General features: G+C 64.3%; 34 protein-coding genes and 3 pseudogenes. 9 read left to right on the top strand and 28 right to left on the bottom strand.

Features of this window, described 5'->3' with window-relative positions; genetic code table 11:
• The first annotated feature begins 92 nt into the window (after positions 1–92).
• The 3 genes from FOM02_RS33170 to FOM02_RS33160 all read left to right on the top strand — a co-directional run bounded on the left by FOM02_RS33170 (position 93) and on the right by FOM02_RS33160 (position 2,758).
• Complete coding sequence (locus tag FOM02_RS33170; RefSeq protein ID WP_265440597.1) at positions 93–1,790, top strand: hypothetical protein; 1,698 nt, start codon at positions 93–95, stop codon at positions 1,788–1,790.
• A gap of 73 nt (positions 1,791–1,863) precedes the next feature.
• Positions 1,864–2,538 carry a recombinase family protein gene (locus FOM02_RS33165; RefSeq protein WP_265440596.1) on the top strand — a complete coding sequence of 225 codons (675 nt, stop codon included), beginning with the start codon at positions 1,864–1,866 and terminating at the stop codon, positions 2,536–2,538.
• A complete protein-coding gene (locus FOM02_RS33160; RefSeq protein WP_265440595.1) occupies positions 2,519–2,758 on the top strand; it encodes a hypothetical protein in 240 nt (79 codons plus the stop codon). The genes FOM02_RS33165 and FOM02_RS33160 overlap by 20 nt, the downstream gene beginning before the upstream one ends.
• Before the next feature lie 552 nt (positions 2,759–3,310).
• Here the strand turns inward: FOM02_RS33160 and FOM02_RS33155 are convergent.
• The 12 genes from FOM02_RS33155 to FOM02_RS33100 form a co-directional block, all read right to left on the bottom strand.
• On the bottom strand, positions 3,311–3,823 hold the full coding sequence (locus FOM02_RS33155; RefSeq protein ID WP_265440594.1) for a hypothetical protein: 513 nt from the start codon (positions 3,821–3,823) through the stop codon (positions 3,311–3,313).
• A gap of 271 nt (positions 3,824–4,094) precedes the next feature.
• On the bottom strand, positions 4,095–4,451 hold the full coding sequence (locus FOM02_RS33150; RefSeq protein WP_265440593.1) for a DUF1376 domain-containing protein: 357 nt from the start codon (positions 4,449–4,451) through the stop codon (positions 4,095–4,097).
• Positions 4,448–4,657, bottom strand: coding sequence for a hypothetical protein (locus FOM02_RS33145; protein WP_265440592.1), 210 nt, complete (start codon positions 4,655–4,657; stop codon positions 4,448–4,450). The genes FOM02_RS33150 and FOM02_RS33145 overlap by 4 nt, the downstream gene beginning before the upstream one ends.
• Entirely contained in the window at positions 4,654–4,947 is a 294-nt protein-coding gene (locus FOM02_RS33140) for a putative HNHc nuclease (protein WP_265440591.1), read from the bottom strand. Before FOM02_RS33140 ends, FOM02_RS33145 begins: the two co-directional genes overlap by 4 nt.
• A gap of 50 nt (positions 4,948–4,997) precedes the next feature.
• Entirely contained in the window at positions 4,998–5,474 is a 477-nt protein-coding gene (locus FOM02_RS33135; RefSeq protein WP_265440590.1) for a hypothetical protein, read from the bottom strand.
• Positions 5,474–6,154: a hypothetical protein gene (locus FOM02_RS33130; RefSeq protein ID WP_265440589.1), complete on the bottom strand. Its 681-nt coding sequence runs from the start codon at positions 6,152–6,154 to the stop codon at positions 5,474–5,476. Before FOM02_RS33130 ends, FOM02_RS33135 begins: the two co-directional genes overlap by 1 nt.
• Positions 6,138–6,818, bottom strand: a complete 681-nt coding sequence (locus tag FOM02_RS33125) for an RAD52 family DNA repair protein (RefSeq protein ID WP_265440588.1) — start codon at positions 6,816–6,818, stop codon at positions 6,138–6,140. The genes FOM02_RS33130 and FOM02_RS33125 overlap by 17 nt, the downstream gene beginning before the upstream one ends.
• Positions 6,818–7,147, bottom strand: coding sequence for a hypothetical protein (locus FOM02_RS33120; RefSeq protein WP_265440587.1), 330 nt, complete (start codon positions 7,145–7,147; stop codon positions 6,818–6,820). Before FOM02_RS33120 ends, FOM02_RS33125 begins: the two co-directional genes overlap by 1 nt.
• Entirely contained in the window at positions 7,147–7,647 is a 501-nt protein-coding gene (locus FOM02_RS33115) for a siphovirus Gp157 family protein (RefSeq protein ID WP_265440586.1), read from the bottom strand. Before FOM02_RS33115 ends, FOM02_RS33120 begins: the two co-directional genes overlap by 1 nt.
• Complete coding sequence (locus FOM02_RS33110; RefSeq protein WP_265440585.1) at positions 7,644–7,844, bottom strand: hypothetical protein; 201 nt, start codon at positions 7,842–7,844, stop codon at positions 7,644–7,646. The genes FOM02_RS33115 and FOM02_RS33110 overlap by 4 nt, the downstream gene beginning before the upstream one ends.
• Positions 7,834–8,061, bottom strand: a complete 228-nt coding sequence (locus FOM02_RS33105; RefSeq protein WP_265440584.1) for a hypothetical protein — start codon at positions 8,059–8,061, stop codon at positions 7,834–7,836. The genes FOM02_RS33110 and FOM02_RS33105 overlap by 11 nt, the downstream gene beginning before the upstream one ends.
• A gap of 5 nt (positions 8,062–8,066) precedes the next feature.
• A complete protein-coding gene (locus tag FOM02_RS33100; RefSeq protein WP_265440583.1) occupies positions 8,067–8,282 on the bottom strand; it encodes a hypothetical protein in 216 nt (71 codons plus the stop codon).
• Between the two features lie 216 nt (positions 8,283–8,498).
• Here FOM02_RS33100 and FOM02_RS33095 point away from each other — a divergent pair, with 216 nt between their 5' ends.
• The 3 genes from FOM02_RS33095 (at position 8,499) to FOM02_RS33085 (ending at position 9,635) form a co-directional block, all read left to right on the top strand.
• On the top strand, positions 8,499–8,870 hold the full coding sequence (locus FOM02_RS33095; protein ID WP_265440582.1) for a hypothetical protein: 372 nt from the start codon (positions 8,499–8,501) through the stop codon (positions 8,868–8,870).
• A gap of 76 nt (positions 8,871–8,946) precedes the next feature.
• A complete protein-coding gene (locus FOM02_RS33090; protein WP_265440581.1) occupies positions 8,947–9,333 on the top strand; it encodes a hypothetical protein in 387 nt (128 codons plus the stop codon).
• A 29-nt stretch (positions 9,334–9,362) separates the two neighbouring features.
• Entirely contained in the window at positions 9,363–9,635 is a 273-nt protein-coding gene (locus FOM02_RS33085) for a helix-turn-helix transcriptional regulator (protein ID WP_265440580.1), read from the top strand.
• A gap of 225 nt (positions 9,636–9,860) precedes the next feature.
• Here the strand turns inward: FOM02_RS33085 and FOM02_RS33080 are convergent, their stop codons facing one another.
• The 9 genes and pseudogenes from FOM02_RS33080 to FOM02_RS33040 form a co-directional block, all read right to left on the bottom strand.
• Entirely contained in the window at positions 9,861–10,223 is a 363-nt protein-coding gene (locus FOM02_RS33080; RefSeq protein ID WP_027559330.1) for a hypothetical protein, read from the bottom strand.
• A gap of 256 nt (positions 10,224–10,479) precedes the next feature.
• Positions 10,480–11,810, bottom strand: a pseudogene (serS, locus tag FOM02_RS33075) (serine--tRNA ligase).
• A 138-nt stretch (positions 11,811–11,948) separates the two neighbouring features.
• Positions 11,949–12,761, bottom strand: coding sequence for a twin-arginine translocase subunit TatC (tatC, locus tag FOM02_RS33070; RefSeq protein WP_027559332.1), 813 nt, complete (start codon positions 12,759–12,761; stop codon positions 11,949–11,951).
• Complete coding sequence (tatB, locus tag FOM02_RS33065; RefSeq protein ID WP_027559333.1) at positions 12,758–13,288, bottom strand: Sec-independent protein translocase protein TatB; 531 nt, start codon at positions 13,286–13,288, stop codon at positions 12,758–12,760. The genes tatC and tatB overlap by 4 nt, the downstream gene beginning before the upstream one ends.
• Positions 13,289–13,376: 88 nt before the next feature.
• Positions 13,377–13,613, bottom strand: coding sequence for a twin-arginine translocase TatA/TatE family subunit (locus tag FOM02_RS33060; RefSeq protein ID WP_027559334.1), 237 nt, complete (start codon positions 13,611–13,613; stop codon positions 13,377–13,379).
• Between the two features lie 167 nt (positions 13,614–13,780).
• On the bottom strand, positions 13,781–14,533 hold the full coding sequence (scpB, locus tag FOM02_RS33055; protein WP_027559335.1) for an SMC-Scp complex subunit ScpB: 753 nt from the start codon (positions 14,531–14,533) through the stop codon (positions 13,781–13,783).
• A 21-nt stretch (positions 14,534–14,554) separates the two neighbouring features.
• Positions 14,555–15,394, bottom strand: coding sequence for a segregation and condensation protein A (locus tag FOM02_RS33050; RefSeq protein ID WP_025036467.1), 840 nt, complete (start codon positions 15,392–15,394; stop codon positions 14,555–14,557).
• Positions 15,391–16,419, bottom strand: a complete 1,029-nt coding sequence (gene nagZ / locus FOM02_RS33045) for a beta-N-acetylhexosaminidase (protein ID WP_027559336.1) — start codon at positions 16,417–16,419, stop codon at positions 15,391–15,393. Before nagZ ends, FOM02_RS33050 begins: the two co-directional genes overlap by 4 nt.
• Positions 16,420–16,465: 46 nt before the next feature.
• Positions 16,466–16,876 (bottom strand): annotated as a pseudogene (locus FOM02_RS33040) (SPOR domain-containing protein); the annotation flags it as partial.
• Here FOM02_RS33040 and FOM02_RS33035 point away from each other — a divergent pair.
• Positions 16,877–17,014, top strand: a pseudogene (locus FOM02_RS33035) (LLM class flavin-dependent oxidoreductase); the annotation flags it as partial.
• Positions 17,015–17,158: 144 nt separating this feature from the next.
• Here FOM02_RS33035 and FOM02_RS33030 read toward each other — a convergent pair.
• The 7 genes from FOM02_RS33030 to FOM02_RS33000 form a co-directional block, all read right to left on the bottom strand.
• A complete protein-coding gene (locus tag FOM02_RS33030; RefSeq protein ID WP_051378256.1) occupies positions 17,159–18,868 on the bottom strand; it encodes a methyl-accepting chemotaxis protein in 1,710 nt (569 codons plus the stop codon).
• 229 nt (positions 18,869–19,097) lie between these two features.
• Positions 19,098–19,973 (bottom strand): amidohydrolase family protein, encoded by an 876-nt coding sequence (locus FOM02_RS33025; RefSeq protein ID WP_027561464.1) that lies wholly within the window; start codon positions 19,971–19,973, stop codon positions 19,098–19,100.
• 13 nt (positions 19,974–19,986) lie between these two features.
• Positions 19,987–20,370, bottom strand: coding sequence for a RidA family protein (locus FOM02_RS33020; RefSeq protein ID WP_027561465.1), 384 nt, complete (start codon positions 20,368–20,370; stop codon positions 19,987–19,989).
• Positions 20,371–20,395: 25 nt separating this feature from the next.
• Complete coding sequence (gene hpaH / locus FOM02_RS33015; RefSeq protein WP_027561466.1) at positions 20,396–21,199, bottom strand: 2-oxo-hept-4-ene-1,7-dioate hydratase; 804 nt, start codon at positions 21,197–21,199, stop codon at positions 20,396–20,398.
• A gap of 3 nt (positions 21,200–21,202) precedes the next feature.
• On the bottom strand, positions 21,203–22,063 hold the full coding sequence (locus tag FOM02_RS33010; protein WP_027561467.1) for a fumarylacetoacetate hydrolase family protein: 861 nt from the start codon (positions 22,061–22,063) through the stop codon (positions 21,203–21,205).
• 53 nt (positions 22,064–22,116) lie between these two features.
• Complete coding sequence (locus tag FOM02_RS33005; RefSeq protein ID WP_027561468.1) at positions 22,117–22,734, bottom strand: flavin reductase family protein; 618 nt, start codon at positions 22,732–22,734, stop codon at positions 22,117–22,119.
• A gap of 4 nt (positions 22,735–22,738) precedes the next feature.
• Entirely contained in the window at positions 22,739–23,704 is a 966-nt protein-coding gene (locus FOM02_RS33000; protein ID WP_027561469.1) for a Bug family tripartite tricarboxylate transporter substrate binding protein, read from the bottom strand.
• A 127-nt stretch (positions 23,705–23,831) separates the two neighbouring features.
• On the opposite strand from FOM02_RS33000, the gene FOM02_RS32995 reads away from it, so the two are divergent.
• Both FOM02_RS32995 and FOM02_RS32990 read left to right on the top strand, forming a co-directional pair.
• Positions 23,832–24,623, top strand: a complete 792-nt coding sequence (locus FOM02_RS32995) for an IclR family transcriptional regulator (RefSeq protein WP_027561470.1) — start codon at positions 23,832–23,834, stop codon at positions 24,621–24,623.
• A gap of 228 nt (positions 24,624–24,851) precedes the next feature.
• On the top strand, positions 24,852–26,147 hold the full coding sequence (locus FOM02_RS32990; protein ID WP_027561471.1) for an O-acetylhomoserine aminocarboxypropyltransferase: 1,296 nt from the start codon (positions 24,852–24,854) through the stop codon (positions 26,145–26,147).
• The last annotated feature ends 2 nt before the right edge of the window (positions 26,148–26,149 follow it).

The following is a 26,149-nucleotide window of genomic DNA, read 5'->3' as shown; positions in this document are numbered from 1 at the left end:
AATGTCCGGTTCATACAGCTCTCGAACCCCTCTATCATACACACGGGAACGCTGTTATTGGCGATACTCGCAACCATATGGCGGATTCGCTCATGGCCACAGATGCTTCCCTTGATATCGAAAAGCCCGCCGCTCTATCCCTTCTACGGCAAGAGATTTTCCGCTTTCTCCACACCGACAGCCCCGAAGTTCTATGCATTCGGGGCAAGTGGGGTGTCGGTAAAACATATACGTGGGAGACGCTCCTAAAGGAGGCGCAGCAAGCTGCTAAGGTAAAGCTGCGATCGTATTCCTACGTCTCGCTCTTCGGCTTAGACAGCCTCGACAGATTCAAGTCATCGGTCTTCGAGAATGTTATCCCCGTCCAGAGTGTGGGCACCGATCCAACTATCGAGACCTTGGGCACAAACATCAAAGCGGTGGCGAAACTTGCGGCGACAGCCTGGAAGCCCGGCTTAGGCGCGCTGGCGGATCACGCCGCTTTCCTTGCTGTGAACCAGTATATCGTCTGCATCGATGATCTCGAACGCAAGGGTGAGAAATTGCGCATCGTCGATGTGCTGGGTCTGGTCTCCCTGCTGCGTGAGCGGCGGAAGTGCAAGATCGTGCTCATCCTTAACGACGAGGAACTCTCGGACGCCGATCATGCCGCGTTCGAGAAGTACAGCGAGAAAGTGATCGATTCTTCCCTATTGTTTAAACCGACATCTCAGGAAGCCTGCGACATCGCCATCAACGGCACGACTGCCAACGATGAACTGCTAAGAAAGTGCGCCCAGCAACTCGACATCGCAAACATCCGAATTTTGAAGAAGTTAGAGCGCGTTATCCGTCTCGTAGAGACACATCTGGACGGGCTGGATGACCGAATAGCTAGTCAGGCAGTCAGCACGCTCGTGCTCTTTGGCTGGGCGGTCTACGCCAAAAAATCGGGACTGCTGGATTACACCCTCAAGGAACGTGGTCGGAGCCTCTATGGTTTCGGCGAAGAGGAGTTGCCTGATGAAAAGAAAGAATACGAGGAATTGTTGGACGCGTATCCATTTTCTCATGTTGACGAGTTCGACCACGTTCTGCTGGACGGCATCCGCGCGGGGTTCTTTGATGTCGCGCGGCTGCTTCATGAAGCCAAGCGTCTCAATGAAAATTACGCCAACCAGACGCTGGAAGTCGAACTTCAGCAGCCGTGGGAGTTATACAAGGACTCATTCGATGACAACGGCGACGAGGTTTGTGCGGCCCTGATCGAGACGATCCATGCTTATGCTGCGATCTTGTCGGCGTCGTACATTGAGAGTTCGGTCAGATTTCTTAAGGATATGAACCGCGAAGCTGATGCACTCAAAATCATCGCCGCGTGGATCGAGGCAAATACCGACAAGCCACAATCGTTCTTTGATCAATTGGAAACTACGTTTCCGGTACAGGATGAAAACCTTCGCGCCGCGCTGCAAGAACGGCTCGATACATTCAAAGACAACCGAGATCCTGCGGACGTTCTCTTCGGTATTGCCGAGAATCATGGCTGGAACGAAGAGGATATCGATTTGCTCTCAAAGCTAACGTCAGATGACTTTTACGCCATGTTCACGACGCTGCGAGGACTCAAGCTCAGGTCTGCCGGCAGGAAGGCTCTTGAGCTCGGGCGCCAGGGTGGCGCCGACCCAAGATACAGAGCAATCGGCGACAATGCTCGTCAAGCCCTGCGGAAGCTCGCTGAAAAGTCGCCTATCAACGCTCAGCGCGTCAAAAAACTTTACCACGTCGGCCCAGAAGACGAGCAGAGCTGAGGGAGTTTTGCCGATGGGACCTTGATGTATAGGCAGTGACTGCCTATACTGATCCGCATCACGGGGGCCGACCATGAAGTTCACGCAGATCGTTGCTTACTACCGCGTCTCCACCGGCAAGCAGGGCCGCTCGGGCCTCGGCCTTGAGGCGCAGCAGGCTGCTGTGCATCGCTTCGCGCAGGCCGAGGGTCTGGAGATCGTCGCCGAGTACATCGAGACCGAGAGCGGCAAGGGCCACGACGCACTGGAGCGTCGCCCGCAGCTCGCCGCAGCGCTGGAGCAGGCCCGCAAGACCGGCCAGAACGTGCCGGTGGTGGTTTCCAAGCTGTGCCGCCTTGGTCGCGATGTACACTTCATCTCCGGCCTGATGGCGCACCGCGTCCCCTTCCTCGTCACCGAAATGCCGGACGCCGACCCCTTCATGCTCCACATCCGCGCCGCCCTCGTCGAGGAGGAGCGTCGCCGCATCGCCTCGAACACCAAGGCTGCACTCGCCGCCTGCAAGGAGCGCGGCGTTAAGCTGGGCGCCCCCAACGCGGGCCAGAACAAGTCCGCTGCTGCCGCCGCGTTCGCCGAGGAGATGCGCGAGATCATCGAGCCGTTGCTGTCGCAGTCCTCACGCCAGATCGCCGCCGTGCTCAACGGACGTGGCATCACAACGTCCGAGGGTGGCCAGTGGCAGTCCGCCCAAGTCATCCGTCTCGTCAATCGCCTGAAGAGAGAGCCCGGTGGCCAGCTCGCCGCGTAACCAGCTCAATGCCAAGATGAGCGGGGAGCAGCTCAACGCTACTCTCATCGCCATTGGCTTCAACCAATCCAGCTTCGCGCGCGGTCTCGGCACGAACGCGCGCACCGTGCGCTCGTGGGTGCTGGGAGAGTATCCCGTGCCGACGCACATCGCCGCGCTGGTGCGGCTGATGCTGCAGGCGAAGGTGACACCGGACCAGCTCCCCGAGGTCGAGCGATAATGAACGCTAAAACGTCAAAACCCCGGAGGGCGGCTCCGGGGTTTTACAGCTCATCGATCACGCCGAGGCGCGGTGCGGTGAGCTAGCGGAACTGTCGCCCAATTCGCCCCTCGACGCAAGGCTTGTCGCTGCTCGCGACAGCGAGCGGCCTCAGTTGCGCGTCAGAGGCTTGGGCGGCTGCGGGGCCGAGGTCTCGCCGTCGATGGGCGGCAGCTCCCCGGTCCTGTCCTTCAAGTCAGCTGCACGCTGGACCAAGCCTGCCGCAACGGTGGGGTCTTTGGTTGTTCTTGCCATACGCAAGAGCGAGGCTGCTGCCTCGCGGGCGAAAAAGTGAATGCGCGACACGTTCCCGATATCCGACACTGAGCCCCTGACACATTATTCAGGAGCCGCCAGTTCGTTCCGGGTTATGTGCAAAAATGTACACAAGGCCACAAAGAAGGCCTCAGCTCGGGGGGCTTGTCCAGCTGAGGCCTAATGTGTCGGCGATCACGGGGTCGAGCCGCGATTTCCGTGATCATCAATCCCCGATCTTTCGGTTGGTTCCGCCCCTCAGCGCAAGGCGTCGAAGAACGCGCACAGCCGGTGCCCGGCATCCGCAAGCAGCTCGGCCGCCTTCTGCCGCGCCCGGTATGGCGAGCGCAGCCCGAGGCTCTCCCCCGTCTCCTGCAGCCCCCTCCCGAAGCACGCCACCTGATCAGCCACGAACGACGGCCGAAAGCCGATCGCCTGCTTCGCCGCGTAATAGGTCCGCTTGTGGTCGAGCTGCGCCTCCGTGCGCGCCAGCCCGCTCATCTGACCGGGATCGAACGCGTAGATGCGGTTCAGATCGACGCTGGTGAGCGGACCCTGCAGGCCCGCCGCAGCCCAGTGCAGCGCGTAGCGGCGCAGCGCCGAGTATTCGGTGGCGGCGATGATCTGACGCAGCCACGCCTTGCCGAGCGGGTCGTCCAGCATGGTGATGCGGCGGGATGATCGCGAGCGGCCGACGAGCTGGAAATATTCGCCCGCCTTGGCGAGCCGTTCCTGGGTGGGCCCAGCGTCGTCGATTGGCAGCTGCTGCATCGGCGATCTCGATGTGAGTGATGTGCTGCGCTATGCGCCACAATCTCTCCGTCGGCAAGCCCCCTCGCCGCCAGCTCCAGAGACGGTGTTAGTTGTTTAAGTTTTGTATTGGAAGCAATTGCTTCGGGGTGCGCTTCACGTTTGCTTTGCGTTTGCTTCGCCGGCGCCGTATCATTTCAACGCGTTGACTCTCGCGATTGATGCGATGCGCGCTTCGCGTGCGGGTGCGAAGGCGATGCCATCCTCGCATCAGGGCTTGTCCACATATTTTTCAGTGATCACCCAGCCGCGAGCGGGCGCGGCGGCTCATGCCGCTCGACTTGCCCCCAGCCTGCCCGGCGAAGGCGCGCAGCAGCGAGATGCGTTCCTGCTTCATCAGGTCGCGATCTGCACGAGGGTTGTGCCAGTTCTTGTCGAAGAATTTTGCGAGCACGGGCTTGGTGCGCCGCCACTGCTGCGTGTCCAGGCGCGCGATCATCCGCATGGCGGTGTCGTCCTCGTGCGGCAACTCGCCGTGGACGACGTAGTGCATCAGCAAGTGCAGGTAGGCCCCGCTCTGCAGCGCGCTGAGCTTCTGGGTGTCGCGCAGGTATGGACCGATCTCGATGTTGAGATAACGCCGCTTCACGTCTGGCTCTCCGCGCGGTTATCGACGATGCGAACCCAGCTGTACTTGCTGATCTTCGTCTTCTTGCGCGAGGTCTCGGTCTTGACGGTGAGGTGCTTGGCGTAGAGGCCCTCGACGAGCACCTGCGGATTGCCGTCGCACTGCATCAGCTCGACATCGTGGTCGCTGCCGATCTCGCGCACCCAGATCGAGTATCGCTTCTTCACGTCGGTCTCCTGATCGAGATCGCCAGCTCGAAAGGGTTGATGCCGTAGCTCGCCCAGAACTCCAGTTCGTTCATCCTGTGCTGCTCGCGGTGATGCCGTCCGCAGAGCGGCAGCGCCCACTTGTCGCTGCTCTTCTCCTGCATGCCGGTGTAGCGCTTGCCGTCGCTGATCGAGCCGGCGCGCAGATGTGCCGCTTCGGTCGAGGTGTTGTCGCCACAGATGCAGCACGGCTGCGTGCGGATGTAGGCGAGGTATTTCTCGTCGCGCTGACGAGGGACGCGCTCAGTCATCGAGCTTGCGGAACAGATCCCCCACCGGCGCGGAGAGCAGTCTTTGCTTGTCATCCATTTTCACGCGCCCTCCACCCCTGATAATCGTAATCGAGCCGGTACCATTTCTGCCGTTCATCGGTGCGGCCGGGCTTGCCGAGATCGCTGCGGCTGACGACGCCGCAGATGTGCCGCACGCAGTCCACGGCGTGCGCCTCGTCCTGAACGTCCCTGTAGTGACGTTCCTCTCGCAGATACGCCCAGAACGCCGGCTCCTTGCACCGGATGCCCGCCTGCTTCGCTGGTCCCAGCTCGCGCCACTTGTCGCGCTCCTCGCCCCCATGATCGACCGGGGCGTCGTCGTCGTTGACCTCGACCAGCACGCAGGCGAACCGCGTGCCCATCGCGGCCTGCGTGATGCGGCTGTCCATGTCGATGGCGGCGATGGTCAGGCGCAGCTGCCAATCGCCGGACTGACGCTGTGTCAGCCCGTCCTTCTTGACCTCCAGCGAGATCGCGTTGCGTCGTGCCAGATCAGCGAGGTCCATCAGCGCAGCGCCTTCTCGCATTCGGTGACGGCGCGCTCGATGCGGTCGGCGAGCGCGAGCATCTTCTTGATGTCGGGTTCGAGCTGGCGCACCAGGGCGACCGCCTCCTTCGCCTCAGCGAGGGTGACGCGGATACTTTCGTTGGCGACCTCGTCGCCGAAGTTTTCGTCGCGGATCACCCTGATCCACTGCAGCGGCACGCCGAGATGCGAGGCGACCTTGGCGTCGGTCCAGTCGTCGGCGTAGCCGGTCTTCTCATTGACATAGACCTCGTTCAGCTTCTCGAAGATGATCCGCCGATCCTCCCGCGACATTGCGCGGGGCGGCTGCACCACCTCCGCCGGCTTGACGATCTGCAGCGGCATCTCTTTCGCCATGGGCTCGATCCTCTCCTTCAACAGTTCCTGCTTGGTGGTGGTGCGGATCACGTTGCACTTGGGGCAGCGGTGCTCGCGGCGGCGGCGGCCGATGAACCAGCCACGCGGCACCAGCCGCCGTTTCACAAATTGCAGCTCGATCTCGTGCTGCTCGCGCTGCGAATTGCCCGGCATCGCGAAGGTGTTGCTGGGCAGCCGCTCCTCAGCGCCGCACGGGCAGCGCACGATGACGCCGCGCTTCAGCTTGTTGTCGTCGCCGAACATCATCGGCGCGTGCTGGAAGGCATCAAGACGCTGCAGCATGGGCGCCTCCGAGCTGTTCGGCCTTGGCGATCACCAGCGCCTTGAGCATCTCGATCTCGGCGTCGGTCAGCTCGTAGCGGCGCCGCGCGGCTTTCTGCCCCTCGCTGTTCCACCATTCGCCCAGCTTCTCGCGGCTGGTGAACTCGTGGGCGATCGTCGCCTTGAGGTGCTCGATGAACTCGGCGCGCTTGGGGGCGAGCGCCTGCCGACGCCGCAGCTCGCTCTCGTCGATGACGTTGCTCTGCTCCTTGTCGTAGAGCGCGAGGCCGAACGGGTTGCCGAACGTCATCAGCGCCCGCTTCATCGCGTCGGTCTCGGCCTCCTTGATCGCGCTCTCGTGCGCGAGCCCCCGATCGCGGTCGATGCCATGCCCAGAGCCGCAGCCCTCGCGCACGATGTCGCCCACGGTGATGCGCACCTTGCAGACGTAGGTCACGCCGAAGCCCGGCAGCTTGTTCTCGCCGATTTCGCGCTCATAATCGGCGACAACGGTGGCGAAGATGGTCTCACGCTGCCAGCCGTCGAAGCCGAAGATGCGGTTGGCTTCGGCGATCGCCTGCCAACCCTCGATGTAGGCGAACTGGCGGCCTCCCTGCTTGCGCTCCTTGACGTAGGCGCGGTTCAGGGGCGCGCTGAGCTGGATCTTCTGGTCTTCATTGAGCATCACTTCGCTCCCGCCGGAAAAGGGGACGACACGCGAACCCACACCGCCGCCTCGTTGCCGGACTGGGTCCGCTCCTTGCGACCGCTGTCGATGAGGTAGCCCATCTGGAACAGCTCGCAGCGGCGCGGCCGGTAGGTGTTCTGGCTCATCGAGAGCGCAGCAGCGACGCGCTCGTCGCAGCCGCCATCGGGGTGCTCGCTCATCCACCCAAGAATTTTCTGGTGAGACTTGTTAATGCGATGCCGCGCCTTGCGCGCGGCCGCGTGGCTGGTCTCGCTGTGCTTCTGGTGCGGCGGCTCGTCGCCATAGAGGTTGTAATCGTTGGCCATCACTTCACCGTCACGACAATGGAGGGCGGGGAATTGGAGAGGACGAGGCCGGGCAGCTCGCGGCCGTCCTTCAGCGCCGCGAGGATCGCCTTGCGGTCGGGCTTGCGCTCGATCTTGACAAGGTCGTCAGGCAGCGTGGTCGCATCCGGCTCGCCGACGACCTGCTGGGGGTTGTTGCGCAGGAAGATCGTGCCTTCCGGCAGCTCCAGCTTGCGCAGGTTCGCCGCGTCCAAGATCGCCAGCATCAGCTCGCGGGTGAACGCCACGCGGCGCTCGAACCGCTGGGTGCGAGCCTTCAGGTTCTCCTGCTGGGTCTTGGTCGCCTCCTTCATCGCCTTGGCGTCCTCGCCTTCGCGGATCAGGTGGGTGAGCACGTCGCTCATCTGGGTCTCGCCATCGAGCATGTCGGCGCGCAGGACCTCGTCGTCGGCCAGCTCCGGGTAGAGCTGCAGCAGACGGGCGATCTCGGCGCGGAGCATGTCGGCATCGCGTTCGTTCATCGCTTCTTCATTCCCTCCCACTCGGCGCGGTCGAGCACGCGCGAGAGATTGTCACGCGCGTCCTGCAGGATCAGGAACACGGAGCGGGCCTGGCTCTTGGTCATTTCGTCCTTGAGGACGCGCGCGTCGGCCTGCAGCCGCAGCACGCGCTGCTCCATCTCGACGGGCGGAGCGCTGTGAACCAGCTCAACGGTCATGGGGCTTCTCCCTGTACGCATCGAGCGCGCGGGACACCTGAGCCAGCGAGTACGTCAGCGCGTCCTTGGCAATAACGAGCTGGCCTTCGGCCCACGCCTCGAAGTCGGGCTGCAGACGCATTCCGTTGACGGCGCGCAGGATCGCGTCTGCGTGCCATCTGATCTCGTCGAGGCGCGGGCCGATGCGCTGATCCCAGTCGTCGAGGCCGATCCCCATGCGCGTCACTCCAGACCGCGCATGCCCCACAGGAGCGGACTGGCAGTCGCCCGACGCCGCCGCAGCGCACGCTGCATGACGACATAGGTCGAGGCGGGAAACGCCTTCTTGCGGCTCGGCCAGTTCTTCGCGGTGTTGATCTTGGTGTCCGTCAGGACCGCCACCTTCGGCAAACCACCAAGGTGATCGACCACTGCCTTCGCTGACTTCAGTCTGCGCACGCTCGCCCTCATTTCGCAAGTCTCATACATATCGAAATGAGTACGAAGCGACAACAAAGGCAAGTTTGCGACGCGAATTAACTAGGAGAAAGCACTGCAATTCGTACTAATTGCGTGCTCGCATTTATTGCGGTACAACCAAGTGTGGGTTGAGTAACATATGTTAATACCAGTTATGCGGAATGCTTCACGGAGACCGGCTGGGGGAGCCATTGCATGAGAAAGATCAAGGGGTTCGAGAAGAAGGAGATGGACGCTTACAAGGTGCGTCTCCGATTGCTGCGCGAGGTTGTCGCGTCGGGAAGCCAGCAAGCCTTCGCGGACCGGATCGGCATCGAGATGAAGCGATGGAATAATTACGAGCGCGGCTACCCCATCCCGCGCGAAATCGCCTTTCATCTCAAAGAGAAGCTGGATGAGCCGTTGGCCGAGTGGCTGTGGTGGGGACTGGACAAGCACTTATCCCCGCAATTCAGAGCGAAACTAAAAACTGCCGAGCAGCGCATCGAGGCGCGCACAAAGGCCGAAGCCGAGCTGGCCGCAGCGAAAAAGCAGGTCGAGCTGATCAAGAAGCGAATTCGAGCCTAGATCGAACGCCGTTGCATTTCGTACTGAGTGCGAGATACTTTCCCCTCTCTCAAAGGGAGCCAAGGGGAGTTTGGTCATGGACACGCACACCCGCCAATCGTTTCCACACAGCAACAATCGAGACCGCCTCGCCCGCATCCGCGAGGAGGTCGAGCAGTCCGCCAGCCGTCTGTATCCGCAGCCCGCACCGGCACCGGCACCGATGGTGCAGCCGCCCGCCTACGGGGCCCCGCAGCGCGACGCCATCAACGCCCTCGTGGACAAGGTGGTCAGCGAGGTCTGCGACCGCATCGCCGAGCTGAAGAAGCAGCTCGACGCCCTGCAGCAGCAGGTGCTGGTCGGCGGTGCCGCCACCAAGGTTTCCCTCAACGAGCAGATCGACGCGTGCATGCGCGTGCACGACGAGACCAACCGCATCGGTGCTGCGGTCTCGGAGATCGCCGACCGGATGTTGAGGCTGTGACCATGGCCGCGCAGTCAGGAGGGCCGCGCATGAGCGACAAACCGGAAGAGATTCGCGACATGCTCACCGCCGAGCAGGTGCTCGCGCTCATCCCCGTCAGCCGCACGACGCTGTTCAGGCTGGAACGCGACGGCGTGTTTCCGAAGGGGGAGACGATCACCCCTCACCGCAAGCTTTGGTTCAAGGACGAGGTAATCGCGTGGCAGCGCGACCTGCGCGATCCCACGTCGGCGCTCGCGGAGGCGGTGCGGGCTCGCAATTCGAAATGCCCGGCCGCGCCGCGCAAGCTGAAGGCGGTCTAGTCGTTCTCAGCGTTCCCACCGTCAGATTAGCCCAGCGTTAGCCTGAGCCCTCGGGCTAATTTTTTTGTGCAATGAATTCAGTGAGTTAGATACCTTGACAGCATTGGTGCAGAGAATGCGCATGCGAAAGGTCGTTTCCTGAAGCTTGGTCCGAGCCGTCTTAACCGGCTATGCCCGATCAGGCAAACCGGGCAGCCTGGGCGCATCCGGTTCCCGGACCGCCGGCTACCGGCGGATGCGCCATTGCGGCAGGAAGCGCGCGAGCCGGCCTTCGGCACGCAGCTTCATCGCCGGCACGACCGCGCTCACGACGGGAGCGTCGATCACGCCGAGTGCTTCCAGTTGCGCAACGATCGGGTCCGCGCTCGGCGACTGCGGAAAACGTTCGCGTGCCACCGTCAGCGCCTTGTCGAAATCACCGGCATTGACGCCGGGCTTGGCCCGCCGGCTCCCCACGAGATCGTCGTCCCAGAGCCGCGCGATCTCGATGTCGAGCACGCCGCGCAGCCGCTGATCGACGGCCTGGATGCCGGCACCCGTCACCGCCCATTGTCTGCCGACCCAGAAAATATCGCGGTGCAAGGCCATGAACGGTCGGGTTCGCATTGTCGGGTGGCCGGCAGGATAACCAGCCGCCCGATCTTCGCAACCAAACGTTTCTCTGGTTTCAGGCGAGCAACGCGCAATTCTTGCTTGACGCCTTTTCTTTGCGCGAGGCGGTATCCACTTCGCGCGACGACGCTCTAGGGCATGATCCGGAAAAGTGCGAAGCGGTTTTCCGAAAAGATCATGCTCAAACAACAACCTAAAGCGCGATGACGATTCATCCCAATCTCATCGCGCTTTAGTCGCGCCCGACCACTTTCAAGCCGCCCATATAGGGCTGCAGCACATCAGGCACGGCAATCGAGCCGTCCTCCTGCTGATAGGTCTCCATCACGGCGATCAGCGCGCGGCCGACCGCAGTGCCGGAGCCGTTCAGCGTGTGCACAAAGCGCGGCTTGCCGTCCGGCCCGCGCGAGCGCGCATCCATGCGCCGCGCCTGGAAGTCGCCGCAGACCGAGCAGCTCGAAATCTCGCGGAACATGCCGCCCTCGCCCTGCCCGGGCATCCAGACCTCGATGTCATAGGTTTTTTGTGACGAGAAACCCATATCCCTGCGCACAGCGTCATCACGCGGTAGTGCAGGCCGAGCTTCTGGAGCACTTGCTCCGCGCAGGACAGCATCCGCTCCAGCTCGTCCTTGCTGGTCTCAGGCGTTGTGATCGAGACCAGCTCGACCTTGGTGAACTGGTGCTGGCGGATCATGCCGCGCGTGTCGCGCCCGGCCGCGCCCGCCTCGGCGCGGAAGCACGGCGTCAGCGCGGTGAGGCGCATCGGCAGCTGCTTCTCGTCGAGAATGGATTCGCGCACGAGATTGGTGAGCGAGACTTCCGCGGTCGGGATGAGGCCGAGGCGCTCGGTCTTCAGTCGCTCATGATCGGGTGATGCGAGAAGCTCGCCCTTGATCGCCCAGAACTGGTCGTCCTCGAATTTCGGCAATTGCCCGGTGCCGAACATCACCTCGTTGCGCACCAGCAGCGGTGGGTTGATCTCGGTGTAGCCGTGCTCATTGGTGTGCAGGTCGAGCATGAACTGGCCGATCGCGCGTTCGAGCCGCGCCAGCCCCTTCTTCAGCACGACGAAGCGCGCGCCGGAGAGCTTTGCCGCCGCCTCGAAATCCATGTAGCCAAGCGCGGTGCCGAGATCGTCGTGCAGCTTCGGTGTGAAGCCATAGCTGCGCTTGCTGCCGAACACGTGGTGCTGCACATTGCCATGCTCGTCGATGCCATCGGGGACTTCGTCGAACGGAATGTTCGGGATCGCCGACAGCTCTTTCGTCAGCTCCTCGTCGGCCGCTTTCGCGGCGGCTTCGAGCTCCGGCATCGTGGTCTTGAGCTCGGCGACCTCGGCCATCAGCTTGGCGGCGCGCGCCTCGTCCTTCGCCTTCTTGGCGTCGCCGATCTCCTTGGAAGCGGCGTTGCGGCGCGCCTGCGCCTGCTCCGAGGCCAGGATAGCCGCGCGGCGGCGCTCATCGATCGCGAGCAGCGAGGCCGACAACGGCTTCAGGCCGCGCCGGGCAAGGCCGGCGTCGAAGGCTTGCGGATTGTCGCGGATCGATTTGATGTCGTGCATGGCTGTCTTCCCGTCATGGCCGGGTTTATCCCGGCCATCCACGTGTCTGCCGCCTTAGATCAAGTCGTGGATGCCCGGGTCAAGCCCGGGCATGACGAATCATGGGCTGAGCAGCGACATCATAGAGCGAAAGTGCCCCTACTCGGCCGGATTGGCCGGCGTCGACACGTCGGTGCCGGTCGCGGCCTGCGAAGCCGCCGCCTTCTTCTCCACCATCCCCACCGCGATGATCGAGCCCTCGTAGAGCGCCAGCAGGGGAATCGCGAGCGAGCACTGGCTGAGCACGTCGGGCGGGGTCAGCACGGCCGCGATCACGAAGGCGATGACGATGAAATAGCGGCGCTTCTCGCGCAGCATCTTCGAGGTGATGATGCCGACGCGGCCGAGCAGCGTCAGGATCACCGGAAGCTGGAAGGCGATGCCGAAGGCGAAGATCAGCGACATCATCAGCGACAGATATTCGCCGACCTTGGGCAAGAGCTGGATCTGCGCAGTCTCGTCGCTGCCGGCCTGCTGCATGCCGAGCGAGAAGCGGACCAGCATCGGCAGCACCACGAAATAGACCAGCGCCGCGCCCAGCACGAAGAAGAACGGGGTCGCAACCAGATACGGCAGGAAGGCCTGCTTCTCGTGCTTGTAAAGCCCTGGCGCCACGAACTTGTAGATCTGCGTGGCGACGATCGGGAACGAGATGAAGCCGGCGCCGAACAGCGCAAGCTTCAGCTGCGTGATGAAATATTCCAGCAGCGCGGTGTAGATGAACTTGGAATTCTCGGGCCCTGCGACCCACACGAACGGCCAGACCAGCACGTTGTAGATCTGCTTGGCGAAGAAGAAGCAGAAGATGAAAGCCACGCCAAAGCCGAGCAGCGCCTTGATCAGCCGCGAGCGCAGCTCGATCAGATGGTCCATCAGCGGGGCTTTGCTGGCCTCGATATCGGCGTCGGTCATGACGCTTTGGCGTCCTTGATCGCCTCGGGTGGCGCAGTGTCCTGAGTGACCGGGGTCTGGGCGGCCTGTGCCTGCTCGACCTCACGGGTGATCGCGAGCGGCTCGTTCACGGCCGCATGCACCTCGGCTTCCACGAAGGTCTCGGGCGTCGGGGCCTCCGGTGTGGTTGGCGTCGCCGGCGCTTCACTTGAAGTCGCCGGCGGCTCGACAGCAGTCGTCGTCGACGTCTCGGCCGGCTTGTCCAGCGCATCGACACGGAGCGCGTCGCTGACGTCCTTCTGGAGCGAGGTCAGCGGATTGAACCCGGTGGCTGCTTCCTTGACCTCGTCAAAGCTCTTCTTGAGGTCGGCCATTTCGGCCTCGCGCATCGCTTCCTGGAACTGGCCCTGGAATTCGGCGGCCATCTTGCGCGCCTTGCCCATCCACTGCCCGACCATGCGCAGCACGCCCGGCAGCTCTTTCGGGCCGATGGCGATCAGGGCCACGACCCCGATCAGGACCAGTTCACTCCACCCGATGTCGAACATGAGGTCTTCCGTTCACGCGAGGCCGCTGCCGGCCCAATCCCTTGCGCGCAGGATCGGGCCGCTACCCGCGTCTCGCGTGCTCTCTGGCTCAGACGGCCTTGCTGCCGACGTCGGAGCGCGCCGCGGTCGGCGCGGCATTGTGCTCGATGGACTTGGCCGGCTCGGCGGGCTTGTCGGCAGGCTTGTCGTCGTCCTGCATACCCTTCTTGAACGCCTTGATGCCCTGCGCCACGTCGCCCATCAGATCCGAAATCTTGCCGCGGCCGAACAGCAGCAGGACCACTGCGATCACCAAGATCCAGTGCCAAATGCTGAGTGAACCCATCCTGCAACCCTCCAAACGCGCATGGCCGGGGACCCGGCCGATCTTTACCGAAACCTAGGCTTGGCGGGTGTCAAAAACAAGGACCAAGGCAGCGCCAATTCGCTGTTGGCGCTACGTAATCTTGCTAGTGTTAACTGGTCGCAGGTAGCCCGCGACGGGCCCGGACATCACTCTTCAGCGCCGCCTTCGCCACCACCCTCATTGCCGCCTTCCGGCGCTTCGGGCTCGACCGCGGGCGCCAAAGCGAGATCAAGGTCCTCGCCCGGTTCCAGCGGATCTTCGTCCTCACGCAATGCCGGGTCGTCCGACGGCGTCGGCACGCTGAATCCGGTCGGTAGACGCGAATCCAGCAGGCCGGTGCCCTTCAGCTCTTCCAGGCCCGGCAGATCGCCGAGCTGTTCCAGGGTGAACTGCGACAGGAAGTCCTCGGTGGTTCCGAAGGTCAGCGGGCGGCCGGGCGTCTTGCGACGGCCGCGCGGCTTGATCCAGCCGGTCTCCAAGAGCACGTCGAGCGTGCCCTTCGAGGTCACGACGCCGCGGATCTCCTCGATCTCGGCGCGCGTCACCGGCTGGTGGTAGGCGATGATCGCCAGCACCTCGATCGCCGCGCGCGACAGGCGGCGCGTCTCGTGGCTCTCGCGCGTCATCAGCCAAGCCAGATCGCCGGCGGTACGGAAGGTCCATTTGTTGGCGACGCGGACGAGGTTCACGCCGCGCAGGGCATAGTCGGCCTGGAGCTGCTCCAGAGCGGCCTTGACGTCGACGCCCTCGGGCATGCGCTTGGCCAGCGTCGCGGTGTCCAGCGGTTCGCTCGAGGCGAACAGCAGCGCTTCCAGCAGCCGCAATTCTTCGGGACGTGCCTGGGATTCGTTCTCCATCGGCTCGGCCTCTTCTACCCGCACTTCAGCCAGGCTTGCCATGGCAGATTCTCCTTCTTGCACTTAAGCGACCGGCGCGTCGGGCGCAGGAGCTGCGTCCGGAACCGGTTTAGGACGCCCTTTTCGGAAATAGATGGGCGCAAACGCCTCTTTCTGATTGAGCTCGAGCTGACCTTCGCGCACCAGCTCGAGCGCGGCGGCGAAGCTCGAGGCGAACACGGTGGCGCGCTGCGTGGGATCAGCGACATGGCGGATCAGGAAGTCGTCGAGAACGCCCCAATCGTCCTGCTCGGTGATGCTGCCGACCAGCCGCTCCAGCGTGGCGCGCGCTTCCGCGAGCGACCAGACCGTGCGCTTGGCCAGATGCACGCTCGCCAGCACGCGCGACTGGCGCTGCGCGGCATAGGCGGTGAGCAGGTCATAGAGCGTTGCGGTGTATTTCGGATGCTTGATCTCGGCGATCTGCTCGGGCTCGCCGCGCGGGAAGATGTCGCGCTGCAGTTGCGGCCTGTTCATCAGCCGGTTGGCGGCTTCGCGAATGGCTTCCAGACGGCGCAGACGGTTGGCGAGCGCCGTCGCCATCTGCTCCGCGCTCGGCCCCTCCGCACTCGGCGGCTCCGGCAGCAGCAGGCGCGACTTCAGGAAAGCGAGCCAAGCCGCCATCACGAGGTAGTCGGCGGCAAGCTCCAGCCGGATCTTCCGCGCCGCTTCGATGAAATGGAGGTACTGGTCCGCCAGCGCCAGGATCGAGATCTTGGCGAGATCAACCTTCTGCTGCCGCGCCAGCGCGAGCAGCAGGTCGAGCGGGCCCTCATAGCCCTCGACGTCCACCACGAGCGCCGGCTCACCCTCGGCGAGCTCTGCGGGCCGCCCGGTTTCAAACGATAGGATTTCTGCGGTCATGCGGATGCCGTGTTTGCCCGTGCGATCAATGCGTCCAGCTCAGTGCGCGCGGCCGTACGGTCGAACGGCTGCGGCGGCTTGCGTGCGGCGAGCGCGGCGTTCGCCCGCTCCAGCGCCCTGCCCGACAGTTCAGGTGTCTGACCGGCGACCTCGCGCATCTCCTCGATGTTGCCGTTGCAATGCAGAGCCATGTCGCATCCAGCCGCGAAGATGGCGCGGGTCCGATCAGCGATCGTGCCCGCCAGCGCGTTCATCGACACGTCATCACTCATTAACAAACCCTGGAACCCGATTGCGCCGCGAATCACCTGAGCGATCATTGTCGCAGAAGTCGTCGCCGGATGGGCGGGGTCGACGGCGCTAAACACAACATGTGCAGTCATGGCCATCGACAGGCCCGCCAGCGGCCTGAACGCCGCGAAGTCGGTCCGCTCGAGTTCGTCCCTGGCCGTGTCGACCGTCGGCAGCTTGAAATGGGTGTCGGCGGTGGCCCGCCCATGGCCGGGAATGTGCTTGAGCACCGGCAGCACGCCGCCCTGCTCCAGGCCGTCGGTGACCGCGCGGGCGATCGCCGCGACCTTGTCCGGCGAGGTGCCGTAGGCCCGGTTTCCGATGACGGCATCGGCCCCAGGCACCGGCACATCGGCCAGCGGCAAGCAGTCCACGGTGATGCCGAGATCGGCCAGATCGGCCGCGATCAGGCGGGCACTGAGCCGTGCAGCGGTCAGACCGAGCGCCGAATCAGTGTCGTACAGGGTCGAGAATACGGCGCCTGGCGGATAGACCGGCCAGTGCGGCGGGCCCAGCCGCTGCACCCGTCCGCCCTCCTGGTCGATCAGGACGGGGGCGTCAGCGGCGCCTGCAACGGCCCGTAATTCCGCAACTAGCGCAGCAACTTGCGCCGGGGTCGCGACATTGCGCTTAAAGAGGATGAAACCCCATGGGCGTTCGCTGCGGATAAACTCCCGCTCGGCGGCGGTCAGTTCCGTTCCGGAAACGCCGGTAATGAAGGCCCGCGTGCTCATAAGGGCCGATTAACCCTGCCCTGCGAGGGGGTCAAGGAAACGGCCGTTAATTCCTCTGGACGAAGCAGGCGGACAGGCCTGCGGACTTGAGGCTGTTGCAGGCCTGCGTCGCCTCCTCGGCCGATCCATAGGGACCAGCGAAGGCGCGGTAGACGATGCCCTTGCCCTTGTCGGTAAGGTCGACCCGTTTGACGACAGGCGCGCGGGAGCCCAGCACGCTGCCATACTTGCTCTGAAGCACCCGATAGGAGGCGTGAGCGCTTTCCTCAGTCTGCTGCGAGGAGACCTGCACGACGTAGCCGCCACCGCTGCTGGCCGGCGCGATCTGCGTCGGAGTGGTCGCAGCCATCCGCTGCGGCGGTTCGGCAGGCGCTGCCTGCGGGGCCAGTGACATCGGCTGATTGGCGCTGGCATTGGCCGAGGTCGGCGGATTGCGCGGCGCGGCTGGTGCGGGGGGGCGCTGATCGCCGAGACCGGCGCGGACGAATTGATGACCACGGGCCAGATCTACGACCACGCCGCCCGGCTGCGCTCGTTCGAGATCGCAGCCGAGGTGCGGGATCGGCTGACGCAGCAGCCGGCGGTGAGTGCCTGAGCACTGTGAGAGTTCTTGGCCTTCATGGTTCGAGACGCCCGCCGTTGGCGGGCTCCTCACCACGAGGGTCTAACAGCAACACAGGACCTCATCCCGAGGAGTCCGCGTAGCGGGCGTCTCGAAGGATGGCCGCGTTGAAGCCGCTCACGCCGCCCTGATCGAGTTCATGAAGCCGGCGACGCCGCGCTTGAGGCGTGCGCTTTCGCCTGCGAGCGATTGCGCGGCCGCCTGGACCTGCGCGGAGGCACCGCCGGTCTCGGAGGCACCGCGCTGGACGTCGGCGATGCTGGCTTCGACCTGCGAGGTGCCGGCGGCTGCACGCTGGACGTTACGGGAGATCTCCTGCGTCGCCGAGCCCTGCTGCTCGACCGAGGTCGAGATCGCCGCGGCGATTTCCGAGATGCGTCCGATGGTCGTCCCGATCTCCTTGATCGCCGTGACCGAATCGCGCGTTGCGGACTGGATGTCGGCGATCTGCTGGCTGATCTCGTCGGTCGCTTTTGCGGTTTGCTCGGCGAGCGACTTCACTTCGGAGGCGACCACGGCAAAGCCACGGCCGGCATCGCCGGCGCGTGCGGCCTCGATGGTGGCATTGAGCGCCAGCAGATTGGTTTGGCCGGCGATGGTCTGGATGAGATCGACGACGTCGCCGATCCGGCCCGCGGCCTGCGACAGCTCGCTGATGCGCGCGTCGGTCTTCTGCGCCTGGCTGACGGCCTCGCCCGCGATCCGCGCGGAGGTTTCGACCTGACGGCTGATCTCGCCGATCGAGGAGGCAAGCTCCTCGCTCGCCGCGGCCACCGAATGCACGTTCGACGACGCCTCGCCCGACGCCGTGGAGGCGCGGTTCGAGACCTGCGAGACAGTATCGGCGGTCTTCGACAACGTGGTCGACGACGTCTCGAGCTGGCCGGCCGCGACCGAGACGAGCTCGATGATCTCACCGACCTCGCGCTCGAACTGATCGGCCAGCCGGTTCATGTCGGCCTTGCGCGCTTCGACTTGACGCTGCTCGGCGAGCGCATGTTCCTCGCGCAGGCGGCCGGTCTCGATCATGGCGTCGCGGAACACTTCAACGGTCCGCGCCATCTCGCCGATCTCGTCGTGGCGGTCGGCATGCGCGACGGGCGCCTCGAGCTGACCTGCGCTGAGCGAGGCCATGCGCTCCTTCAGGGCAGACAGCGGCTTGACCACGCTGCGGCCGACGGCCCAGGCGATCGCGATCGAGATCAACATCAGGACGGCGATGACGATCGAGGCGGTCTGCACCATCGACCAGAAGGAATTATCCACCTCCGACATGTATTCGGCCGAGCCGATCATCAGGTTCCACGGCGCGAAACCGCGCGTGAACGCGACCTTGTCCAAGGGCGTGGCATCGCTGCCGCTGCGCCGGAACGAATAGCGCAGGGTGCCCTGGCCCTTTCTGGCAATGTCCATCAGCGCGACCGCGAACAGCATGCCGTTGGCATCCTTGTTCGGACGCATGTCCTTGCCGACGAATTGCGGAATGCCGGGATTGGAGACGCAGAGCCCTGTCTCGTAATCGTAGATGTACGCGTAGTTGGTGTGGTCTTCGTACCAGACGTAATTATTGGCTTCGAGGAAGCGCTTCTTGGCCTCTTCCTCGGTCATCTGGCCGGCCTTGTAGGTCTTGTAATAGCCGTCGGCGAGGTTCCACACGATATCGACAGCGGCGTGCGCCTTCTCGACGCGCTCGGTGACAAGCTGGCCGCGGGCGATCCACAGTACGGTCGAGGCGACCAGCGCCATGCAGATGGCGGCGACCATGGTCATCAGAGCGAGCTTGGCGCCAATCGAACGAAGGGAAATCAGCTTCTTGAGAGCCGGCATTCTGCCTCTTCGGTGTTGTTGGGCGCCGCGCTCGAAAAAACAGGGCGGCTGCCGTCACGAGGTGGGAATGCCGAAAATTAGAGCAAATCTGTTAAGGAACTCATTTACGCCACGAATGGGCCGCGGGTGTTATCTCGGGATTAATACGGAGATGCCGGCCAAAATGATCGTGCCGGCTCCGCGTCGTCAGGCGCAGGCCGGCACGAGGCGAAGCGCGGTGGTCCAACCGCTAGTCCGGAAACCCGAACAGCTTGGCCGGATTGTGCACCAGAATCTTCTCCAGCTCCGCCTGATCGGGCGCATAGCGGTACATCAGCTCGAGCAGATCGGCATCGTTCGGCGGCTGCTTGACGGAGACCGGGTGCGGCCAGTCGCTGGCCCAGACGCAGCGGTCGATGGCCGCCTCGATATAGGTGCGCGCGATCGGGATCACGTCGTCGTAGGGAGCGCCGGCCTTCGAGGTCTTCTCACCAAGCGACAGCATGACCCAGAAATTGCCCTTCTTGAGCAGCTCCAGCATCTTGCGCAGGTTCGGATCGTTCTTGCCGGCTTCCGGGTCAGGGCGCGCCATGTGGTCGATCAGCACGGGCACGTCGAGATTCTCGTACTTGGCGACGCTGGAGACGATGCCGTCCTTCTCCGGCTGGATCTTGACGTACCAGCCGAGCTCGCGGATCCGGGCGATGGCGCGGGCGAAGTCGGCATCCGACAGCACGGCGCCGAGCTCCTGGCGGAAACTGAAGCGCGCGCCGCGCACGCCGGCGTCATGCAGCTTGGCGAGATACGAGTCGCTCGCCTCGGCGAACACCAGCGCGTTGGCGCAGCCGCGATAGTTCGGGCCCATCGCGGCGAGGCCGTCGAGCACGACGGCATGGTCGGCGCCGTAGGTCGTGGTCTGCACGATGATGCCGCGCTCGATGCCGAGCGTCTTGTGCATGCGGAGCGCCGCCTCCCAGGTGGCCGTCGGCATCCGATAGGCGGCGCCGGGACGCTCCGGATATTTGTCGATCGGACCGAGCACGTGGAACTGGCTGTCGACGGTCTTCGGCGGCGGAGCCTTCACCGGGCGGCGCGGATTGGGATCGAACGGCAGATAGGTCGGCATGCGCAAAAACTCCTCAGTCGATCACGGCGGTGAAGTCGCACTGCACCAGCGCGCCGCCATCCATGTTGTCCATCGGCAGCGCGTGGCGTGCCGGGCGCGAATGCTCGTCCGGAAACATCTTCAGCCACTCGACATTGACCGGGCCGCGTTGCGTGCGATCCTTCAGCCACACGGTCATCTTGATGATGTCGTCGGTGGTGCCGCCGGCGGCTTCCACCGTCGCCTTCATATGCGCGAACATGTTGGCGCATTGCGCATCGAGACTCTCGGGCATCACGCCGGCCGCATCGCGGCCGAGGATGACGCCGGACATCACGAGATTGCCGATGCGGCAGGCGTTCGGGATCGGATTGGCGTGCTTGAAGCCGCCGATATGGATGCTCTTGCGCCGTGTCATGATGCGCTCCCTGCTTGTTGTTGGTTCAGACGAACTGGCACGACACCGAGCCGAACGCGCCGTAGTCCGCGTGGAACGTGTCGCCGCGGCGGATGTCGACGGGCCGCGTGAACGATCCTGCCAGCACCACCTCGCCGGCCGCGAGATGCTCGTCATGCGGCGCGAGGCGATTGGCGAGCCAGGCGATGCCATTGGCGGGATGGTTGAGCACACCGGCGGCAAGGCCGGTCTCCTCGACCTCGCCGCTGCGGAACAGCAGCGCGCCGATCCAGCGCAGGTCCGCATCCATCGGGCGGATCGGCCGGCCGCCGAGCACCAGCGCGGCATTGGCCGCATTGTCCGAGATCGTGTCCATGACCTTGCGCGTCTTGCCCGTCTCGGGGTCGACGCGATGCATGCGGGTCTCCAGGATCTCCAGCGCCGGCGTGACGTAGTCGGTGGCGTTGAGCACGTCGAAGATGGTGCAGTCGGGTCCGCGCAGCGGCGCCTTCAGCACGAAGGCGAGCTCGACCTCGATTCTTGGCGCATGGAAGCGGTCGAACGGGATCGGCGTCGCATCGGCATAGAACATGTCGGCGAACAGCACGCCGTAATCGGGCTCGTTGATGCCGACCGCATTCTGCATCGCCTTCGAGGTCAGGCCGATCTTATGCCCCCTGATGACGCGGCCACGGCCGAGCTGGAGTTTGGTCCAGGCGCGCTGGATGGCGTAGGCGTCCTCGATGCTGAAGTCGGGATACTCTTTCGAGAACATCGGGATCAGCGCCTTGGTGCGCTCAGCCTCGTCGAGGCGCGCGGCTAGGCGTTCGATCGTCGCGGTATCCAGCATGATTTAACTCTCCGCGGCGACGGTGTTGCGCAGCACGCCGAGGTGCGTCGATTCGACCTCGACGACATCGCCGACCTTGAGCCAGCGCGGCGGGTCGAACCGCGCGCCGGCGCCCGTCGGCGTGCCCGTCACGATCATGTCGCCGGGCTTTAGGGTAGCGAAGGTGGAGAGATAGGAGATCAGGAAGTCGAACGGGAACATCAGCCGCTCGGTCGTGTCCTGCTGCCGCACCTCGCCGTTGACGCGGGTGATAATGTCATGCGGCCCGCGCGGGTCGAGCTCGTCCGCGGTGACGATCCACGGCCCGATGCTGCCGGAGCGATCGAAATTCTTGCCCTGCGTGACGTTGAACTTACCGTGGCGCAGCCAGTCGCGGATCGTGCCCTCGTTGCACAGTGTCATGCCGAAGATGTGCGCCCAGGCTTTCTCGCGCGGGATGTGACGACCGCCCTGCCCGATCACGATGACGAGCTCACCTTCGTAATCGAGCTGGTCGGAGACGTCAGGCTTCTCCAGCGGCTGGCCGGAGCCCGTCATCGACGACATGCTGCGCACGAACAGGCTGGGATATTTGGGCAGGTCGGAATTGTCTTTGTATTCGGCGTTGCGCTCGGCGTAGTTGACGCCGATGCACCAGAGCTTTTCCGGCGCCAGCACCGGCGGCAGCAGCACGAGATCTTCCAGCGCGTGATCCGGCTTCTGTCCGGCCGCGGCCTCTTGTGCGTCGGCCAGCGCGTTCGCGGCGATCAGCGCCTTCACGTCGGAAAAGTCGCGGCCGATGCGCTTGGTCAGATCGACCACGCCGCCTTCAACGGCCGCGCCATAGCGCGGCTCTCCGTCCAGGAGATAGCTTACGAGTCGCATTGTCGTTTCCTCCAATGATTTTCAGCCGCAGGCCGCCGCGCTTGGCCGCGCGCTCAGTCTTTCGATTTGGGCGTCTGGAACACGGTGTTCAGCGTCACGATCTCGCCGAGGCGGGCGTAGCGCGGCCCGCCGATGCGCGCGATCGGATCGAGCGCCTTGGTCTCGACCTTGCCGTCGTTGACGAGGCCGTCGCGCAAATGGAACATCACGACCTCGCCGACGATGAGGCGGCTCTTGGCGTCGCCGAATTCGAGGCATTGGCGGAAGCGGCATTCCATCGCGACCGGCGCCGCTGCGAGCCGCGGCACCCTAATGCGCTCGCATGGCACCGTCTCCAGCCCGAGATGCTCGACCTCGCTGATTTCAGGCGGGTGCTCGACGGAGCTGTCGTGCACCGCAGACATCAGCGGGGTATCGGCGATGTGGATCACATATTCCTCGGTGTCGAGGATGTTGTGCGCGGTGTCCTTGTAGTCGGCGCCCTTGCGGCCGACGCTGATGGCCAGCATCGGCGGCTTCTGAGAGACGAAGGTGAAGGCGCTGAACGGCGCGAGGTTGAGCACGCCCTTGCTCGAGAGGCTCGTCACCCACGCGATCGGGCGCGGCACCACGATGCCGGTCATCAGGCGGTAGATGCGCTCCGCGCCGAGCTCGATGGGATCGATCCGCATGCGATCAGTCAGCCTTGATGTTGGCCTTGCGCACGACCGGAATCCACTTGGCGTCCTCGCGCTCGAGATAAGCCCTGAACTCCGCGGGCGTCATCGCTGTTGCTTCGCCGCCGAGCTTCTCGAACTTGTCGACCACGCCGGGGTCTTTCAGGATCGCAACCAGCGTCTCGTGCAGCTTGTCCACGATCGGCGCCGGAGTGCCGGCCGGTGCGAACAGGCCGGTAAAGGTCTGGCCGTCAAAATCCTTGTAGCCGAGCTCGATGAAGGTCGGCACGTCAGGCAGCGACTTCAGGCGATGCGGGCTGGTGACCGCGAGTGCGCGGAACAGGCCGGCCTTGATGTGCTGGAGGCTGACCGTGAGCTGGTCGAATGCGAACTGCACCTGGCCGCCCAGGAGGTCGTTGATCGCCGGCGCGTTGCCGCGGTAGTGCGCGGTGACCCATTGCAGGTCGAGGTTCGACTGCATCAGCTCGCTGAGCAGGTGGTTGGTGGTGCCGGGGCCGGGCGAGGCCATGGTCAGCTTGCCGGGCTCGCGCTTGGCGAGCTCGATGAATTCCTTGAACGTGTTGGCCTGCACCGACGGATGCACTTCGAGCACCAGCGGCGTCATCGAGATGGTCGAGATGGGGAGGAAGTCCTTCTTCCAGTTATAGGCCTCGCGCTTGTTGATCTCGGTCGCGAACAGCACCGGGCCGTTGGCGCCGACGAACAGCGTGTAACCGTCGGGTGCCGACTTCGCGAAGGCTTCGCCCGCGATCATGCCGCCGGCGCCGGCCTTGTTCTCGATGATGAAGGGCTGGCCGAGCTTTTCCTGGAGCTTGTCGGCGATGATGCGCGCCGCGCTATCGACATTGCCGCCGGCTGGATAGGGCACGATCAGCTTGACGTTGCGCGCCGGCCATTGCTCGGCTGATGCGGGCCCCGCCAGCATCGCGGCTGCGGCAGCTATGGCAATCCAGATTAATCTCATGTTAACCTCCCGGCGCGCTTCCAATTTCAGGTCGGTTGCCCCGACGTGGCAAGGCATCCCGACGGAAGCGCAATCTCCAGATGCGCGCTTTACCTGTCGAGCGAATTGTGGCGTTCTTGTCCATATTATGGACAGAGCAAAATCCGCCCGCAGCGCCATGGAACCACGGCAAGGCGCGCAAACGATCCGGCGCGCGCTCGCAGTGCTGCGCATTCTTGCCGCAGGCCGCGAAGACGGCGTGCCGCTGACAGAAGTCGTGCGGGCGACTGGCCTCACCCGTCCGACCGTGCATCGCATCGTCCATGTGCTGATCGAGGAAGGCATCGTCGAGCGCAACGAGAAGAGCGGCCGCTACGCGATCGGCAACCAGGTGCCGGAATTGGCGCTCGCGCGTCCGCGGCCGTCGCGGCTGCTGGTGGCCGCCAATCCATCCCTGCGGCGCGCCTCCGCCGAGATCGGCGACACGCTGTTCCTGACGGTGCGGACCGGCAACGACACGCTGTGCGTCGATCGCAGGATCGGGGTCTATCCGATCCAGGTGCTGTCGATCGAGATCGGCGCGCGCCGGCCGCTCGGCGTCTCCAGCGCCGGCGTCGCGATCCTCGCCGCGATGCCGGCGCAGGACGCGCGAAAAATCGTCGCAGCCAACGAGAAGCGGTTCGAGGCCTATCACACCGACGTCGCGACCGTGCTGGGCGAGGTCACCGCGGCGCGCAAGCGCGGCTACTACATGAGAGAGATCGGTCTCGTGCAGGGCACGAAATCGATCTCGACCTGGATCAAGACGCCGGATGGCCAGCCGGCGGCAGCGATGACGGTCTCCGCCGTTCGGACGAGGCTCGGGCCAAGGCGTGAGCAGGAGGTCGCGGAGATCCTGCTGCGGGAGGCGCGGATCATCGAGCAGGCGATCGGCGGGTAGCTTCGTCTCTCCCCGCGTGCGGGGAGAGACCGGAATTTGCGTAGCAAATTCCGGGTGAGGGGGAGTCTCCGCGAATCGAACTCTCACCTTCCCCGGGGAGGCTCCCCCTCACCCCAACCCTCTCCCCGCAAGCGGGGCGAGGGGCGCATCACCGCTGTCAATGGGCTGACGTGCCGCTCCGTTTTATGGCACAAGAGCCGCCTCGCCGACTGACCAACGAGGCCACGCATGCCCGCGCCGAAACCGCCTGCCTTCGAGACCCTGAGCCTGCATGCGGGCCAGCATCCGGACCCCGCGACCGGCGCCCGCGCGGTGCCGATCTACCAGACCACGTCCTACGTGTTCCAGGATTCCGACCACGCCGCCGCGCTGTTCAACCTGGAGCGCGCCGGCCACATCTATACGCGCATCTCCAACCCGACCACAGGCGTGCTGGAGGAGCGGCTTGCGGCGCTCGAAGGCGGGGTCGGCGCGATCTGCACTGCGAGCGGCATGGCCGCACTGCATCTGGCCGTCGCGACGCTGCTCAATGCCGGCGACCACATCGTGGCGTCGAGCTCGCTCTATGGCGGCACCATCAACCTTCTGGCGCACACGCTGCCGCGCTTCGGCATCACGACCACGTTCGTGAAGCCGCGCGATCTCGATGCGTTCCGCGCGGCGATCAAGCCGAACACGAAGCTTGTGATCGGCGAGACCATCGGCAACCCCGGCCTCGAGGTGCTCGACATTCCCAAGGTCGCGGCGATCGCGCATGAGGCAAAGATCCCGCTGCTGATCGACAACACCTTTGCCACGCCCTATCTCAGCCGCCCGATCGAGCTGGGCGCCGACATCGTCATGCATTCGGCGACAAAATGGATCGGAGGCCACGGCATCGCGATCGGCGGCGCGATCGTAGACGGCGGCCGCTTCGACTGGCGCGCATCGGGCAAGTTCGGCGTGCTGACCGAGCCCTATGGCGGCTATCACGGCATCGTCTTCGACGAACAGTTCGGCACGGCGGCCTTCATCATGCGTGCCCGCACCGAAGGGCTGCGCGATTTCGGCGCCTGCCTGTCGCCGACCAACGCGTTCCAGCTCTTGCAGGGCGTCGAGACGCTCGGCGTGCGCATGGATCGGCACATGCAGAACACGCATCTCGTGCTGGAGGCGCTGAAGTCGAACAAGGCTGTCGACTGGGTGCTGCATCCCTCGCTGGAGGATCACACGGACTACCAGCTCGCAAAGACACTGCTGCCGCGCGGCGCCGGCTCGATCGTCTCCTTCGGCATCAAGGGCGGCCGGCCCGCGGGGCGCAAGTTCATCGAGTCGTTGCGCATGATCAGCCACCTTGCCAATGTCGGCGACGCCAAGACGCTGGTGATCCACCCCGCTTCGACCACGCATCAACAGATGGACGCCGAACAGCTCAGGGCGGCCGGCATCGGCGAAGAGCTGGTGCGGCTCTCGGTCGGCATCGAGACGGCAAGCGACATCATCGACGATCTCGCGCAGGCGCTGCGCATCTCGCAAAAGGTCTGACA

This window comes from Bradyrhizobium sp. SEMIA (assembly GCF_014844175.1).
Taxonomy (GTDB): domain Bacteria; phylum Pseudomonadota; class Alphaproteobacteria; order Rhizobiales; family Xanthobacteraceae; genus Bradyrhizobium; species Bradyrhizobium arachidis.
This window is presented reverse-complemented; position numbering and strand designations above follow the sequence as displayed.